Genomic DNA, 15,032 nt, shown 5'->3' with positions numbered 1-15,032 from the left:
TGTCCGAGGGTTGTGAAGCTAAAACCACAGAAATACCCAAGAAAATGCCAGTCAATTTCTTAACTGACTGGCATTACTCACAAGGAGGCTTTTTTATTGCTGATGATTAGCGTTTACCACGGTTGGTAATTAGCGTACCTACACCGTGATCAGTAAAGATTTCCAGCAAGGTTGCATGCGGAACACGGCCATCCACGATATGGGCACTCACGACTCCCCCTTTAACTGCATCCAAGGCACAGCCAACTTTAGGAATCATGCCACCATAAATCACACCCGTTTCAATTAAACGGTCGACTTCTTGTGTGGTTAAACCCGTCAAGAGATTCTTATTTTCATCCAATACACCGGCAATATTGGTCAAAAGGATAAGTTTTTCTGCGCCTAAGGCTTCAGCCACTTTACCCGCCACCAAATCAGCATTGATGTTATAGGTATTGCCTTCATCATCAACACCAAGTGGAGCAATCACTGGAATAAAATCGCTTTGGGTAAACATTTCCAGCACATCCGTCTTCACGCCGACCACTTCGCCGACCAGACCTAGATCAATCTGTTGTTCTGTACCGTCTTCAGCCTGTTTTTTCATCAACAGTTTACGTGCACGAAGTAGATTACCATCTTTACCGGTTAAGCCAATCGCACGGCCACCATGCTGGTTGATCAGGTTCACAATCGACTTGTTCACGCTGCCACCCAAGACCATTTCCACCACTTCCATGGTCGCTGGATCCGTGACACGCATACCATCAATCCGATCAGATTCACGCCCCAACTGTTTCAGGAATGAATCGACTTGTGGTCCGCCACCATGCACCACAATCGGGTTCAAACCGACTGTTTTTAAAAGCACGATGTCACGGGCAAATGAACTTTCCAGCTCCGGGTCAGTCATTGCATTGCCACCGTATTTCACCACCAACGTTTTACCTGCAAAACGTTGAATGTACGGCAAAGCTTCAGTCAGAATTTGCGCTTTGTCGAGGCCGGTCTGTTGATGTGGCATGCACCTCTCCTTATTGAGCATTTAAAATATCTTGGGCGATGTTGGGATATCGGTCACGTAACATGGACACGAACTGATTACGGATTTCGGCCAGTTTGAGCGGATTATCCGCATCAAAACGTACGGTAAAGTATTCACCAGTATTCGAGGCTCGAATAATGCCAAAACCACCATCAAAATCAAGCCTTACCCCATCGATTTTACTCAACTGGGCCCCTAAACGCTGACTGGAAATCTCGATATCCTGCAACAGCTGTTTCGGATTCATCTGATAGGTACTGACATAAGTGTCTTCTGTTGCACAACGATCCGGGAAATCCTGCAACAATTGCGACAGACTCATCTGTGGAAACTGGCTCAAATATTCCATTGCCCGCAGTGCAGCATACAGGCCATCATCATAACCAAAACCGCGTCCGTCATTAAATACATAATGCCCGGCATATTCCCCCCCAAAAATGGCATGACCGTGGGATTGCGACAGGTATGTACGTAAAAAGCTGCTCCCGGTACGGATCATTTTGGCTTGGCCACCCGATTTTTCTACGGTCTCACGAACCATACTGGAGCATTTCACATCAAATACGATTTCATGCTGGGGATGATCATCCAAACAGATTTTGGCAAAAAATGACAGTAAGCGGTCTGCAGTAATAATGTGGGCATTTTCATCCACCAGTACTAAACGGTCACCATCACCATCCAAGGCAATACCTAAATCAGCTTGATGTTCCCGGATGGCATGACGTAGTTTTTCCAGATGGGAAGCTTGTGAAGGATCCGGTGCATGATCTGGAAATTCACCGTTTGCCTCACAGCGCAAGGCAATCACCTCACAGCCTAGTTTATTGAGAATAAATTGAGCACAATGCCCCGCAGAGCCATGCAATCCGTCTAGCACGACTTTAAAACTGCGTTTTAGCTGGATGTCCTGTAATAAGGCCTGTTGGTATTGCAGACAATATTGACTTTTGACTTCATGCTGAAGCAATTGCAAGGGGATTTTTTGTGCAGGTTGATAAGCTTTCATCGCCTGCTGTGCCACCTGTTGGATCATTTCTGGAGATGGGGGTTCCCCCTGAATAATCCATTTGATTCCATTGTCAGATTTTGTGTTATGACTGGCGGTGACCATAATGCCATTGCCGGAAAAATCCCGCGCTATGTAATACATTAAAGGACTTGAGCAGCAGCCGAGTTCAGTTACCGCTAAACCATGATTACGGCAGACTTGTGCAATTAACTGGGCATAAAAGGGACTACTGAGACGGGCATCATAGCCAATGACCAGTTCAGTTTGCCCGGCTTGCTGATATTGTTGTACCAAACCTTGAGCAATCGCTTGAACCAATTCGGGAGTCAGAACAGAAATCTTTCCACGAATATCGTAAGCGCGGAAAATGTAAAATGGAAACATGAGGTATGTACATCCATGGCTATTCTTTTAGATCTTGAAAAGAAAGCCTACTCGAAGGAAATCATGATACTTGAAAAATTTTGTAATAAACAAGTAATGTTTTTGTCATCTAAAAATCCGGCTACTTTTTAATCCATTTTTTCATATTATTCAAGCATAGAATGAAATGAAGCCTGTCGAAACAGGCTTTCATTAGCGTAGTGAGACTTAGTTTTTACCAGTATGACCGAAACCACCCGCCCCACGTTCGGTTGCAACGAATTCATCCACCTGCTCAAACTCTGCCTGAATAACCGGAACCAGAACGTATTGTGCCAAACGCTCACCCGGCTCTAGACAAAACGGCTGTTGACCTCGGTTCCACACGGACACCATCAATTCACCCTGATAATCCGAGTCAATCAAGCCAACCAGGTTACCCAATACGATGCCGTGTTTATGACCCAAACCCGAACGTGGCAAAATCAGTCCCGCATAATTCACATCTTCAATATAAATCGCCATACCGGTTTTGACTAAAATGGTTTGTCCCGGCTCAATCTGAATCGCTTCGTCTAAGCAGGCACGTAAGTCCAGCCCAGCAGAACCTGCGGTGGCATAGGTCGGTAATGGCCATTCATTGCCCAAACGCGGATCGAGTACTTTCAACTGAACTTTCATAATTTTTCCTGTTAATTTCAAGGGAGAGGATATTTTAACGTTTGAGTAAGGCTTTCAGATTTTGCAGATACATCTGTGCCTGTTCTTTTGGATCAACATTGGCGGCCAGTTTCTTTTTACGCCCCAGCCATTCGATCTCGTCTTGCGGCAGCTCATCCAGAAAACGACTTGGTGTCATCTGTTTCATCTGTCCACCATTTTTGCGCTGCTCTGCCAAGGTGAGCGTCAACCCCTGACGTGCTCGGGTAATTCCGACATACATCAGACGGCGTTCTTCCTCAATCGTTTCGGCAGCAATCGAGTTTTTGTGCGGTAAAAGTTCTTCTTCCAAGCCCATGATATAAACGAAAGGAAATTCTAGTCCTTTTGCCGCATGCAGCGTCAGCAGATTCACTTTGTCGGTGTCTTCTTCTTCCTGCTGCTGTTCGAGCATGTCAAGCAGCACCATTTTGCGAATTACGCTTTCAATATTTTTTTCATCGACATCCTCTGCCCGGTTGATCAGGCTCTGGATACTGGCATATAAGGTTTCGATATTATCCAGCTTGGTTTTTTCCTGTGCCGGTGTCGCGGCCTGTTCTCGGATGTAATCGATATAACCGGCTTCCATCATCATCTGGCGGATTTTCGGTACCGGTTCATCATCATCCAACAGTTCACGGGTAAAGTTACCAATAAAATCAGCAAATTCGTGCAACTGCGTTGCCGCTTTCTTCGGCAATACCATTGACAGGCGCTGGTCACTAGATGCCATCAATAAAGACAGATTATTTTCCTGCGAGAACAATCCGAGTTTTTCTAGCGTGACCGGACCAATCGCACGTTTCGGCGTGTTAATGATGCGCAGGAAAGCACTATCATCTTCCGGATTAATAATCAGACGTAAATAGCTCATCACGTCCTTAATTTCAGCCCGGGCAAAGAAGGATTGTCCACCAGAGAGTTTGTAGGGAATCTGCATCTGGCGTAACTGGGTTTCCAGCACCCTTGCCTGGAAATTACCACGATACAGCACCGCGTAGTCTTTCCAGTTTTTACCGTTCATCAATTTATGGGTGAGCAGGTCTTTCACGACCCGTTCGGCTTCATCATCATCATTACGGCAGGTAATAACACGAATCAGTTCGCCATGGCCTTTGTCACTCCACAACGTCTTTTCAAAAATATGCGGGTTATTGGCAATCACGGCATTGGCGGATTTCAGAATCCGGCTGGTGGAACGATAATTCTGTTCCAGCTTGATGACTTTCAGGTTCGGAAAGTCTTGTTTCAGCAAGGCCATATTTTCAGGCTTGGCACCACGCCAAGCATAGATGGACTGGTCATCATCACCCACAGCAGTGAACTGCCCCATGACCCCGACCAGCAATTTGACTAAAATATATTGCGCCGTGTTGGTATCCTGATATTCATCGACTAATAAATAACGTACCCGGTTCTGCCATTTATCCCGTACTTCAGCATTTTCCTGTAACAGACGGGTTGGCATGACAATCAGATCATCGAAATCCACCGCATTGTAAGCACGCAAATTGCGTTCATACAGTTGATACAGATGGGCCATTTGCACATCTTCTGGCGTCTCACAGGTCGAATGTGCCTGTTCCGGTGGAATTAGATCATTTTTCCAGTCGGAAATTTTTTTCATCGCTTTAGCGATCAGATCTTTACTTTCTGCACCCGAAAGATTGTCGCGATGCATCAGATCCATCAAGATCCGTTTACAGTCATCAGCATCTAAAATGGAGAAATTGGCTTTCAGTGGCGTGTTCTTCAGCTCTAAACGCAACAGATTCAGGCCAAAAGTATGGAAAGTAGAAACCGATAAACCCTTAGCTTCTTCACGTGACAACAGCTTTGACACACGCTCTTTCATTTCGCGTGCGGCCTTGTTGGTAAAGGTCATCGCGGTAATACGATGTGCAGGAATGCGGCAGTGCTGCACCAGATAGGCAATTTTTCGGGTAATCACCGAGGTTTTACCTGAACCGGCACCCGCCAAAACTAACAAGGGTCCTTGAGTATATTTCATGGCTTCAAGTTGCTTGTCATTCAGTTGACTTGCGGATGACATATCTGTACCTCGGCTGCATTTCGGCAGAGATTATAGTCTTGTCTTGAAGATGAACTAAAGCCGAAAAGTAAGCATTTGCAAAAAATAAAAAACCACCCGAAGGTGGTTTTTTATGTTAGTCACTCGGATTAGCGAGTTTCATAAACTGTAATTTCTACACGGCGGTTTTGCTCACGGCCTGCAGCAGTATCATTGCTTGCTACTGGAGAAGTTTCACCATAACCACGCGCAGTCATACGAGAAGAAGGAAGACCCTGAGAAGCCAAATAGCTCAAGACAGAGTTTGCACGACGCTCAGACAACGCCTGGTTATAGCTATCAGAACCTACGCTATCCGTATGACCATGGATCACTAGCGCTAATTTGCTCGCTGTACCATCTTCACGTAATACACGCGCTACATCATTCAATGCAGATTGGAAGCGTGGTTGAATCGCAGAAGAGTCTGTTGCGAAAGTCACAGATGGCATGACCATGTTGATCGAACCGTCTGCATTACGGTTAACGTCAACACCAGTACCTGCCAATTCTTCACGTAAACGTTTTTCTTTCTTGTCAAGTAACAAACCCGCACCCGCGCCTACAACAGCACCGATCGCAGCAGCTTGACCCATTTTATCTTTGTCAGCATTAGAATATGCGATACCCGCACCTAATAAAGCACCTAAGCCGGCACCCATTGCAGTTTTGTCATATTCCATATTCTGGCAACCAGAAAGTGCCAACGCCCCGACTACTGTTGAAATGACTAGTGCACGCATTGCATGCCTCCTTACATTGTGTTTGTTGTTTACATGAGGGATGATGAAAGAAAAAATGGCGCTAGACCATTGATTTTTTGTTAACAATAAAGCATTTAGTTACAATTTGTAATAAGAATTTTCATGAGTGTGAGCTGTTTCACCATAATTCCTTCACAGTCAACTTTTTGGCTTTCTTCTCGGTGAAACTCTGGCTATATTTGATCACATTCGTTTACAGACCGAATTATCCAGCAGGATTGTTGTATGCCATCTCATTCACAGAAACAACCATTATTACAAAAAATCAAACGAGGCCTCACTGTAGGTTCGGTCATTACCGGCAGTACCTTTCTACATGGCCCTCCTGTTCTGGCACTGGGCTTGACCAAGCTCATCAAAAAATCACATAAAGTGGATCAAACCAACATCCAAATTACCAACAGCTGGCTCAGTGTGAACAATTGGCTGATTGATCATGTGTTGCCGCATCTGCACTGGGATATTGAAATTGAGCCCGATTTACAGCTGAGCTTGCAGGGTCGCTATTTGATGGTCTGCAATCACCAAAGCTGGGTCGATACCACCGTGAATCAATATTTCGGTCTACGTCGTATGCCCCTGACCCGTTTCTTTACCAAATGGGAACTCATTTTCATTCCATTTGTTGGTCAGGCATTCAAAATTCTCGGTTTCCCGATGATGAAACGTCATAGCAAGGAACAGATTGCGAAAAATCCGGAACTCAAAACCCGTGATCTGGCTGAAGCACGTAAAGCTTGTGAACAGTTGCTCAGTCAACCCTTTACGCTACTGAATTATCTCGAAGGCACACGTTTTACCCAGCAAAAACATGAGCAGCAGCAATCTCCGTATCAACACTTGCTCAAACCCAAAGCCGGTGGACTGGCGCTGGCATTGAACATTTTAGGTGACCAGATTGATGCGCTTGTCGACATGACCATCGTTTATCCTGATGGCATTCCGGAATATCATCATTTCTGGCTGGGTGAGGTTTCACGGATTGCGGTACATATGCGCAAAATCGAGATTCCTGACTGGGTGCATGGCGGCAATTACGAAGATGATCCTGAATATCGCCAGCGTTTTCAGGCATGGCTGGACCAAGTCTGGCGTGAAAAAGACAAGCTCATCGATGAGATGAAGCGCAAGTATCAAAACAGCTAATTTTTCTAAATTTCACCGATTTAAGGCGCTTATGTCACTCAACCCGATTAAAAACAGTTTCCACCCGATCCGTCACGATACTTGGTCCTGGAAGCTGTTTTTAATTTATGACATGTTCATGATGCTGCTCATCGTCATTAACCTGTTCTGTCTGGCAGCCAATGCCATGCTGATGAGTGATTTCGGTGCCTCCATTTTTACCTTTCTGCATCTGCCTGAAGCCCTGCAGTTTTACCGCAGTGAACTGCACCCTTGGGTAATCAAAACTGAAGAATGGTTTACCGGTTATCTAATTGTTGAGTTATTGCTGCGCTGGTTGACCGCAATCATTCGGCAGCACCATCCACGCTGGTTCTTTTTCCCTTTTGTGCACTGGTATGAAATCCTGGCGATTATGCCGGAACTGCGTTTCTTGCGTCTGTTACGCGCCAGTGTCATTGCTTACCGGCTTAGTGAACTCGGCTATCAGGTCATTCCAGAATGGTTCTCCAAACGCGTGCAATTTTACTATCATGTCATGCTGGAAGAATTGTCCAGCCGTATCGTCCTGACCGTGCTGGAAGGCATCAAACGCGAACTTAGCACCAGTACCACACATAAACAGATTATCCACGATCTGGTCGATCATCACCGTCAGTTGTTCGCCAATGCACTGGTTGAAATTCTACAAGAAACCTTGGCCACACAACTCCAACAGCAGCAACAGCACATTGCTAAAAATGTAGGACTGGTGGTAAACCAAGCCATTGAAGATACGCCGGAACTGACCCAGCTACTCCGCCTGATTCCGCTGGTTGGTGGACGTATTGAGCAGCAGATCCAGAGCATTGGACAGCGTCTGGGCGAAAATATCAGCTTGGGGCTCATGCAACCCTGGACTTCGGGGAGTGCTGAGCAACCGAATCCGATTTATCAGGAGATTGCGAAAAATATCAGCCAGCTCAACATTGAAAATGTAGCCCTGGAACAACTGGTAGAATCGGCAGTTTTTGAAAGTCTGGACGCCCTGCATAAACAGGTCAAAGTCAAACAGTGGCTGGAAACTTTAGAAAAACATGACCAAGGGAAAGAATAAACATTTACGAAAAAATATTTGATCGTGCAACTAGAGAATTGCACCGATTTGGTCTAGGATTTGGTCTATTTACAACATTTGCTTCGACATTCCATCAATTCCGTCTGAAGCGCACAAGGAATAATTATGGCTGACATACGGATTACCGGGCGAATGGTGAATTTCACCCGGTTAACCTTTGATACCAACGATCATGACGCAATCCGCCAGCAACTGACCTCCCTATTAAATGAAAGCGCGTATCAAGGTGCACTGGTCATTTTAGACAGCACCGTCGAACAAGAGTTAATTGCCCTGATCCAGTTATTGATTAGTCTGGATTTGCAACCCATGGCTGTGATCGATGGTCTGTTAGGTGACCAGGCGCGCGCCATTCAGTTCCCGGTTCTGCCAGCTGATCGTCCTTTACAGCGGATTAAGCCGACCCAGGAACAGATTGTAGAAACACCAGTTGAAGCTGCGACGGAAACAGCAGAACCGGCAAAAATCCTGCGTCACAGCAGTGCCTATCACAACGAAATTTTGCGTACCGGCCAATGCCTGGTACAAGACCACGGCGATATTATTATCAATGCGGGCATCAACAGTGGCTCGGAAGTGATCGCTTCAGGAAATATACATATTTATGGCAGTGTTCGTGGTAGAGTCATCGCCGGCGCGGGCGGCAATACCACCGCACGGATTTTCTGCCATTCACTAGAAGCAGAATTGGTATCTATTGCAGGAACTTATTGCGTTGCGGATGACATTCCGCAGCATATGAGCAAAAAACCTGTACATATTTATTTGAATAATAACCAAGAGCTTGAATTTGAAGCTCTGGAAATTTAAGGTATAAATTAAACACCATAACAACCCGAAATGAAGGGTGAATGACCATAACAGGAGTGGATTCGGTGGCCAAAATTGTTGTCGTAACATCAGGCAAAGGTGGTGTGGGTAAAACTACAACAAGTGCATCTTTTGCAACAGGTTTAGCCCTACGTGGCCATAAAACTGTTGTGATCGATTTTGACGTAGGCTTGCGTAACCTTGATTTGATCATGGGTTGTGAACGCCGCGTGGTTTATGATTTTGTCAATGTGATTAATAATGAAGCCCGCTTACAGCAGGCATTAATCCGTGATAAGGATATTGAAAATCTTTATATTTTGCCTGCATCTCAAACACGCGACAAAGATGCCCTCACCGATGAAGGTGTAGCACGTGTAATCGATGAGCTTTCACAAGAATTTGACTACATTATCTGTGACTCTCCTGCCGGTATCGAACGTGGTGCGATCTTGGCAATGTATCATGCAGATGAAGCGATCATTGTCACGAATCCGGAAATTTCTTCGGTGCGTGACTCTGACCGGATTATTGGCATGCTGGACAGCAAAACTAAAAAAGTAGAACAAAACGAAGGACGTGTACGCAAACATTTATGCATCACCCGTTATAACCCGGAACGTGCAGATCGTCAGGAAATGCTTACCATTGATGACATCTCCAAGGATATTTTACGCGTCCCGACTCTCGGCGTAATTCCAGAATGCGCAAGCGTATTGCAAGCCTCTAACGAAGGTAAACCGGTTATTCTTTATCAAGAAGCAAATGCTGGTCAGGCTTATGATGATCTCGTAGCCCGTTTCCTTGGTGAAGAACGTCCTTATCGTCATATCACCGTGAAACCGAAAGGCTGGTTAGCACGACTATTTGGAGCGTAGAGATGGCAGGATTCTGGAGTAAACTTTTTAGTGCAGACGATAAACAGCCGAGTGCCAAAACTGCCAAAGACCGTTTAAAAGTCATCGTTGCCTCGGAACAAGGCTTGGGCAAACGTTTAAGCCAAGACAAGATTGACCAAATGAAGAAAGAAATCATGCAGGTAGTGAACCGCTACGTGCGTGGTGTTGATGAACAGCATATCCAGATGCAGGTGCGTTCTGAAGCCAACATCGAAATGCTGGAAATGAATATCAATTTGCCTGAAGAACGTTAATCTCATTACTGATTAGTCAAGCAGATTGAATCAAGGCAAAATAACGCCAGTTATTTTGCCTTTTTTTAATTTGAATTTTTAACCGAGGAGATTGTCATGGCACTATCACAGCCAGCAACTTTCAATGAAGAATGGTCCGATGAGCGTGTTTTTGCCTACCTCAACCAACTTCCTCCTGAAGGCGTGAATGGCGATTTTCACGTGCTTTACCATGCTTTCAAACATATGCGTCCAAGTGATTACGAGCGTCTGTTGACACAATTCATTGCGGATGGCCGTGATCTCAATGCAAAGAATCCACAAGGCCAGCGCATTCATGACGTTATTGCGGAATATCCGCGCCAAAGTGCTCCATTTCTAGATGTATTGGCCAAGTTTGCCTAATCACGCTTGATAAAAAAGCCTGCGTGAGCAGGCTTTTTTATTGAAGACTTTCGTTAACATTTAAACCAGAATGTCACGTTTACCATTGGCACCCATCGAGCTGACGATACCATTTTCTTCCATCTGGTCGATAATTCGGGCAGCACGGTTATAGCCCAGACTAAATTTACGCTGCAGCGAAGACGTCGAAGCTTTACGGGTTTCCAGTACAAAGGCCACACACTGCTCATACAGCATGTCACGTTCAGAACCACCATCACCCTCCTCAAAACCACGTGAAGTCGGCTCTTCATCAAATGGGGTGAGAATTTCATCAACATAGTTTGGACTAGCACGCTCACGCCAAGCATCACAAATCCGGTTCACTTCATCATCAGCAATAAAGGCTCCATGCACACGTTCTGGCTCAATCTTGCCTGGTCCAAGGAACAGCATGTCACCATGACCGAGTAAATCTTCTGCACCGCCAGCATCCAGAATCGTCCGTGAATCAATTTTCGAGTTTACGCGCAGTGCCACACGGGTTGGGATATTGGCTTTAATCAAACCGGTAATCACATCCACCGAAGGACGCTGGGTCGCTAGTAACAGATGAATACCGGCTGCACGGGATTTTTGTGCCAGACGGGTAATCATCTCTTCCGCTTTTTTACCCACCTGCATAATCATGTCAGCAAACTCATCGGCCACAATGACAATCGAAGGTAATGGGGCTAAGCGTGGTGCACGTTCCTGGGTCGCCGAATCACTCGGTTTCCAGGTCGGATCAATCAGGTCTTCGCCGTTAGCAATCGCCTCTTCCACCTTGCGGTTATAATCACTGATCTTACGAATTTTCAGGAAAGACATCAGTTTATAACGACGTTCCATTTCATTGACACACCAGTTCAGGGCACTCACGGCATCTTTCATGTCTGTTACCACAGGCGTGAGCAAATGCGGAATGTCATTATAGTTAGCCAATTCCAATTGTTTCGGGTCAATCAGAATTAAACGTAACTGGTCCGGTGTGTATTTAAGCAACATGGATAAAATCATGGAGTTCACCGCCACCGACTTACCCGAACCGGTGGTGCCTGCGACCAGCATGTGAGGCGCTTTACCCAATTCAGTAATCACCGGATTACCGGAAATATCCTTACCCATGGCCATGGAAAGGATACCCTCTGGATCCTCAAATTTCGGCGTTCGAACCAGTTCAATCAAACGAACCATTTCGCGGCTACTATTCGGCACCTCGATGCCAATATACGGTTTACCCGGAATCACCTCGACCACACGCACCGAGGCCATCGACATGGAACGCGCCAAGTCACGGGAAATGTTGGTGACTTTCGAGGCTTTCACCCCTGGGGCCAGATCCAGCTCAAAGCGCGTCACTACCGGACCCGGTTGAGCCTCAATCACTTTGGCTTTGACGTTAAATTCCTGGAGCTTGATTTCCAGCAATTCGGATAACCGAGCCAGTTGTTCAGCAGTGAAATTGACCTTTTTGTTTGGATCGACTTCATCCAGCAATTCCAGTCCGGGTAAGGTCGGTAAATCACGTCGTTTCTGTGCGACCTGCATGGCACGGGATAACGGACGACCTGCTGCATCGGTCAACGGTGCATCAAAATCGAAATCATCTTCCAGTTCAGAGAATGTATCTATTTCTGGTTTGCCGGCAGTTTCTTGCCAAGCCTCAACAAATTGTTCTTTGGACAGCGGCGCCTTTTCCTCTGGCTTAATGAAGTGATTTTGCTGTTCCTGCACAAAGTCCGTTTTTTCTCTTACGAGCTCAGCTTTAGATTCGAGCCCAGTAGAGCGTGCTTCGATCAATTCATCTTCCTCAACCAGTAGATCATCCAATGCATCGAGTTCTGCATCTAGATTCGAGAAAGCTTTTGGCTGGAGGGTAGCGCCTGTCATGGCACTGGCGGTCACCGCAATCGCAGGATTGACTGTTGCAGTAACAACTGAACTGTTCAGTGCCTCTGGCAAAGCTGTTTGAGTCTGGAATGGCGTATGGACATCGGTCGCAGTTTTGTTATTGGGTACTGCAGCCAATAATTCATCAAAAATTTCATCATCATTCCAGTCCAGATTGAAGTCTGCACCTTTGACATTTTTGTGCTCAGCAGTAACGATTTTTTCAGATATTGACTGTTCTTCTACCGCATGATGCTCTTGCGACAAGATCAATGGCTGTTCATCATCTGCAGCTTTCAGTAAGGCTTCGATCTCATTTTTGGGATCATCATGTTCCTGTAAAGCACGCCAGACTTCGCCTGTCGGAATAATGCGTTGGCTTTCTTTTTCTAATTGATGTGCTTTTTGCAAGGTCCGTTCAAATTCTTCTTCATCTTCCGGATCAATCAAGACCGATTGGGGCTGCGAATTTTCTGGCTCAGCTTGCTGCTCTTTTTCTACCATTTCAGCAAACAGACGTGCAGCTGCTACATCATGCTTGTTGGCTGTTTTGACGGGTACAGCTTCTTGTATCGCAGGGGTATCGACTTCGGTCTGTGGGCTCAGATTTTTTTGTGGCATCCCCTTTTTAACCGATAATTCAGTACGGTCATAGGCAGACTCACTTTCTGGCACATTCCGGTAGAACAGATCCTGTAAATAAGCCGGAGCTGCTTTCAGCGTTGCCCAGGTTTTATTCCACTGGATACCAAACGCCAAGGTCACCAATAAAATCCAGAACGCGACCAGAAATATCGTGGCGCCATAGATCGTCAGTAATCCAGAAAGACTTTCTCCCAACTCATACCCGATAATGCCACCCGCAGCATTTTCCAAGGTATCTGCCGGTAAATTACCGTAGAGATATACCAAGCTCGAAGAAGCCAAAACAATAAAAAATTGTGCCGCATAACGGAAAGGACGGTTGAGAAAACTGCGTGGCCACCAGACCTGGATTGCTTCAATAAAGAAGTATAAAGGCACCAGAATACTGGCCCAGCCCAGAAAGCCAAACAGCAAATCCGCAATCCAAGCACCCGCTACCCCACTGGCATTGGAAACTTGTTGGGTATCACTGGAAATATGCATCCAACCCGGATCAAAAGGTGTATAGGTTACTGTTGCCAGAAACAGATAAATCCCGAATGACACCAAGAATAGGGTTAATAGTAAGCGCTGTGCATAAACACTCGACACCGCAGTCATATACTGTCCTGTAAGCAATTATTTATCGTGTTCTTCTGCTGTAGCGAATCGCTAGCGTGAAAGAATAAATCTTTATATTATGCACCTGTTCAACGAAAAAAGATGCACGATTATTTAGATGAGTTGTTAACTTTTTCTATATAGCTCAAATCGATTTACATGATCAATAATATCGACATTGATCGAACACAACTCCCTCTGCATTTCCCGTATAATTTTGTTAATTTTTAAATAAAAAGGATAATTCCATGAGCACTCACCACTCGCGTTTAATCATCTTAGGTTCAGGTCCTGCAGGTTATAGTGCTGCTGTGTATGCGGCACGTGCCAATTTAAAACCTACCCTGATTGCCGGTATGCAGTTAGGTGGCCAGTTAACCACGACGACTGAAGTCGACAACTGGCCGGGTGATCCTGAAGGTTTGACTGGGCCTGCCTTGATGGAACGTATGCAAGCCCATGCAGAGCGCTTCGGGACTGAACTGGTTTATGACCATATCAATGAAGTTGATTTAAACAGCCGCCCATTTGTGCTTAAAGGCGATATGGAAGAATATACTTGTGATGCCCTGATCATTGCTACTGGTGCAACGGCACAGTATTTAGGTCTGGAATCAGAACAGGCCTTTATGGGACAAGGCGTGAGTGCCTGTGCGACCTGTGACGGTTTTTTCTATAAGAATCAAAACGTCATGGTAGTCGGTGGCGGTAACACCGCAGTTGAAGAAGCACTGTACCTTTCTAATATTGCGTCGCATGTTACTCTGGTTCATCGCCGTGACAGCCTACGCTCTGAGAAAATTCTGCAAGATCATATTTTCGAGAAAGAAAAAGAAGGCAAAATCAGCATTATCTGGAACCACCAAGTCGATGAAGTCCTTGGCGACAATACCGGTGTAACAGGTGTACGTTTGAAATCAACCCAAGATGACTCGACCCAACAGGTTGATGTACAGGGTGTGTTCGTTGCAATTGGCCACAAACCAAATACAACCATGTTTGAAGGTCAGCTCGAATTACGGAATGGCTACATTCAAGTGCAAAGCGGTACAGCAGGCAATGCGACGGCCACTTCAGTGACTGGTGTATTTGCTGCAGGTGATGTGGCGGACAGTGTCTACCGTCAAGCGATTACTTCAGCAGGTTCAGGCTGTATGGCAGCACTCGATGCCGAAAAATATCTAGATGCCTTGGGTGAATAATTTTCTCAGGCATGCTGAATAAGAAAGCCGTCACTAGACGTAATGCCAGTCAGTTAAGCAACATTTAGTAAAATGCTGTAAAAATGAGTGTATATAAATACGCTCATTTTTTTTATGACTTTATCTGAGAATTTAGATTTAACCCT

The 15,032-nt window shown here is 45.6% G+C and carries 13 protein-coding genes; 7 read left to right on the top strand and 6 right to left on the bottom strand.

Going from position 1 to position 15,032, the window contains the following annotated elements:
* Nucleotides 1–106: 106 nt before the first annotated feature.
* From argB to PAE54_RS11635, 5 genes are all read right to left on the bottom strand, one after another.
* Nucleotides 107–1,006, bottom strand: a complete 900-nt coding sequence (argB, locus tag PAE54_RS11655) for an acetylglutamate kinase (protein ID WP_273778597.1) — start codon at nucleotides 1,004–1,006, stop codon at nucleotides 107–109.
* Nucleotides 1,007–1,016: 10 nt separating this feature from the next.
* Nucleotides 1,017–2,423 (bottom strand): phosphomannomutase/phosphoglucomutase, encoded by a 1,407-nt coding sequence (locus PAE54_RS11650; protein WP_326519561.1) that lies wholly within the window; start codon nucleotides 2,421–2,423, stop codon nucleotides 1,017–1,019.
* 207 nt (nucleotides 2,424–2,630) lie between these two features.
* Complete coding sequence (gene dut, locus PAE54_RS11645) at nucleotides 2,631–3,083, bottom strand: dUTP diphosphatase (protein ID WP_273778595.1); 453 nt, start codon at nucleotides 3,081–3,083, stop codon at nucleotides 2,631–2,633.
* A 34-nt stretch (nucleotides 3,084–3,117) separates the two neighbouring features.
* Nucleotides 3,118–5,157, bottom strand: coding sequence for a UvrD-helicase domain-containing protein (locus PAE54_RS11640; RefSeq protein ID WP_326519560.1), 2,040 nt, complete (start codon nucleotides 5,155–5,157; stop codon nucleotides 3,118–3,120).
* Nucleotides 5,158–5,285: 128 nt separating this feature from the next.
* Complete coding sequence (locus PAE54_RS11635; RefSeq protein ID WP_273778593.1) at nucleotides 5,286–5,918, bottom strand: YiaD family glycine zipper/OmpA-like lipoprotein; 633 nt, start codon at nucleotides 5,916–5,918, stop codon at nucleotides 5,286–5,288.
* Between the two features lie 246 nt (nucleotides 5,919–6,164).
* On the opposite strand from PAE54_RS11635, the gene yihG reads away from it, so the two are divergent.
* The 6 genes from yihG to PAE54_RS11605 all read left to right on the top strand — a co-directional run bounded on the left by yihG (nucleotide 6,165) and on the right by PAE54_RS11605 (nucleotide 10,528).
* Nucleotides 6,165–7,085 (top strand): 1-acylglycerol-3-phosphate O-acyltransferase, YihG family, encoded by a 921-nt coding sequence (gene yihG / locus PAE54_RS11630; RefSeq protein WP_326519559.1) that lies wholly within the window; start codon nucleotides 6,165–6,167, stop codon nucleotides 7,083–7,085.
* A 31-nt stretch (nucleotides 7,086–7,116) separates the two neighbouring features.
* Nucleotides 7,117–8,160: a preprotein translocase subunit SecA gene (locus PAE54_RS11625; protein WP_326519558.1), complete on the top strand. Its 1,044-nt coding sequence runs from the start codon at nucleotides 7,117–7,119 to the stop codon at nucleotides 8,158–8,160.
* A 126-nt stretch (nucleotides 8,161–8,286) separates the two neighbouring features.
* Nucleotides 8,287–8,991 carry a septum site-determining protein MinC gene (gene minC, locus PAE54_RS11620; RefSeq protein ID WP_326519557.1) on the top strand — a complete coding sequence of 235 codons (705 nt, stop codon included), beginning with the start codon at nucleotides 8,287–8,289 and terminating at the stop codon, nucleotides 8,989–8,991.
* A 65-nt stretch (nucleotides 8,992–9,056) separates the two neighbouring features.
* Complete coding sequence (gene minD / locus PAE54_RS11615; RefSeq protein ID WP_273778589.1) at nucleotides 9,057–9,869, top strand: septum site-determining protein MinD; 813 nt, start codon at nucleotides 9,057–9,059, stop codon at nucleotides 9,867–9,869.
* Between the two features lie 2 nt (nucleotides 9,870–9,871).
* The gene (minE, locus tag PAE54_RS11610) at nucleotides 9,872–10,144 is read left to right on the top strand and encodes a cell division topological specificity factor MinE (protein ID WP_273778588.1); all 273 of its coding nucleotides are present in this window, start codon (nucleotides 9,872–9,874) and stop codon (nucleotides 10,142–10,144) included.
* 96 nt (nucleotides 10,145–10,240) lie between these two features.
* Nucleotides 10,241–10,528 carry a PA4642 family protein gene (locus tag PAE54_RS11605; protein ID WP_273778587.1) on the top strand — a complete coding sequence of 96 codons (288 nt, stop codon included), beginning with the start codon at nucleotides 10,241–10,243 and terminating at the stop codon, nucleotides 10,526–10,528.
* Nucleotides 10,529–10,588: 60 nt separating this feature from the next.
* On the opposite strand, the gene PAE54_RS11600 is transcribed toward PAE54_RS11605, so the two are convergent.
* Nucleotides 10,589–13,684 carry a DNA translocase FtsK gene (locus PAE54_RS11600; RefSeq protein WP_326519556.1) on the bottom strand — a complete coding sequence of 1,032 codons (3,096 nt, stop codon included), beginning with the start codon at nucleotides 13,682–13,684 and terminating at the stop codon, nucleotides 10,589–10,591.
* Nucleotides 13,685–13,932: 248 nt separating this feature from the next.
* Here PAE54_RS11600 and trxB point away from each other — a divergent pair, with 248 nt between their 5' ends.
* Nucleotides 13,933–14,886 (top strand): thioredoxin-disulfide reductase, encoded by a 954-nt coding sequence (gene trxB, locus PAE54_RS11595; protein WP_326519555.1) that lies wholly within the window; start codon nucleotides 13,933–13,935, stop codon nucleotides 14,884–14,886.
* Nucleotides 14,887–15,032: the final 146 nt, after the last annotated feature.

Origin of the sequence: Acinetobacter minutum (assembly GCF_035916735.1) — a bacterium.
In the GTDB taxonomy this organism is placed as follows: domain Bacteria; phylum Pseudomonadota; class Gammaproteobacteria; order Pseudomonadales; family Moraxellaceae; genus Acinetobacter.
This window is presented reverse-complemented; position numbering and strand designations above follow the sequence as displayed.

What these genes read in the sequence shown, in the direction of transcription:
- argB (WP_273778597.1), bottom strand. Translation starts at nt 1,006, where the DNA reads ATGCCACATCAACAGACCGGCCTCGACAAAGCGCAAATTCTGACTGAA.
- PAE54_RS11650 (WP_326519561.1), bottom strand. Translation starts at nt 2,423, where the DNA reads ATGTTTCCATTTTACATTTTCCGCGCTTACGATATTCGTGGAAAGATT.
- dut (WP_273778595.1), bottom strand. Translation starts at nt 3,083, where the DNA reads ATGAAAGTTCAGTTGAAAGTACTCGATCCGCGTTTGGGCAATGAATGG.
- PAE54_RS11640 (WP_326519560.1), bottom strand. Translation starts at nt 5,157, where the DNA reads ATGTCATCCGCAAGTCAACTGAATGACAAGCAACTTGAAGCCATGAAA.
- PAE54_RS11635 (WP_273778593.1), bottom strand. Translation starts at nt 5,918, where the DNA reads ATGCGTGCACTAGTCATTTCAACAGTAGTCGGGGCGTTGGCACTTTCT.
- yihG (WP_326519559.1), top strand. Translation starts at nt 6,165, where the DNA reads ATGCCATCTCATTCACAGAAACAACCATTATTACAAAAAATCAAACGA.
- PAE54_RS11625 (WP_326519558.1), top strand. Translation starts at nt 7,117, where the DNA reads ATGTCACTCAACCCGATTAAAAACAGTTTCCACCCGATCCGTCACGAT.
- minC (WP_326519557.1), top strand. Translation starts at nt 8,287, where the DNA reads ATGGCTGACATACGGATTACCGGGCGAATGGTGAATTTCACCCGGTTA.
- minE (WP_273778588.1), top strand. Translation starts at nt 9,872, where the DNA reads ATGGCAGGATTCTGGAGTAAACTTTTTAGTGCAGACGATAAACAGCCG.
- PAE54_RS11605 (WP_273778587.1), top strand. Translation starts at nt 10,241, where the DNA reads ATGGCACTATCACAGCCAGCAACTTTCAATGAAGAATGGTCCGATGAG.
- PAE54_RS11600 (WP_326519556.1), bottom strand. Translation starts at nt 13,684, where the DNA reads ATGACTGCGGTGTCGAGTGTTTATGCACAGCGCTTACTATTAACCCTA.
- trxB (WP_326519555.1), top strand. Translation starts at nt 13,933, where the DNA reads ATGAGCACTCACCACTCGCGTTTAATCATCTTAGGTTCAGGTCCTGCA.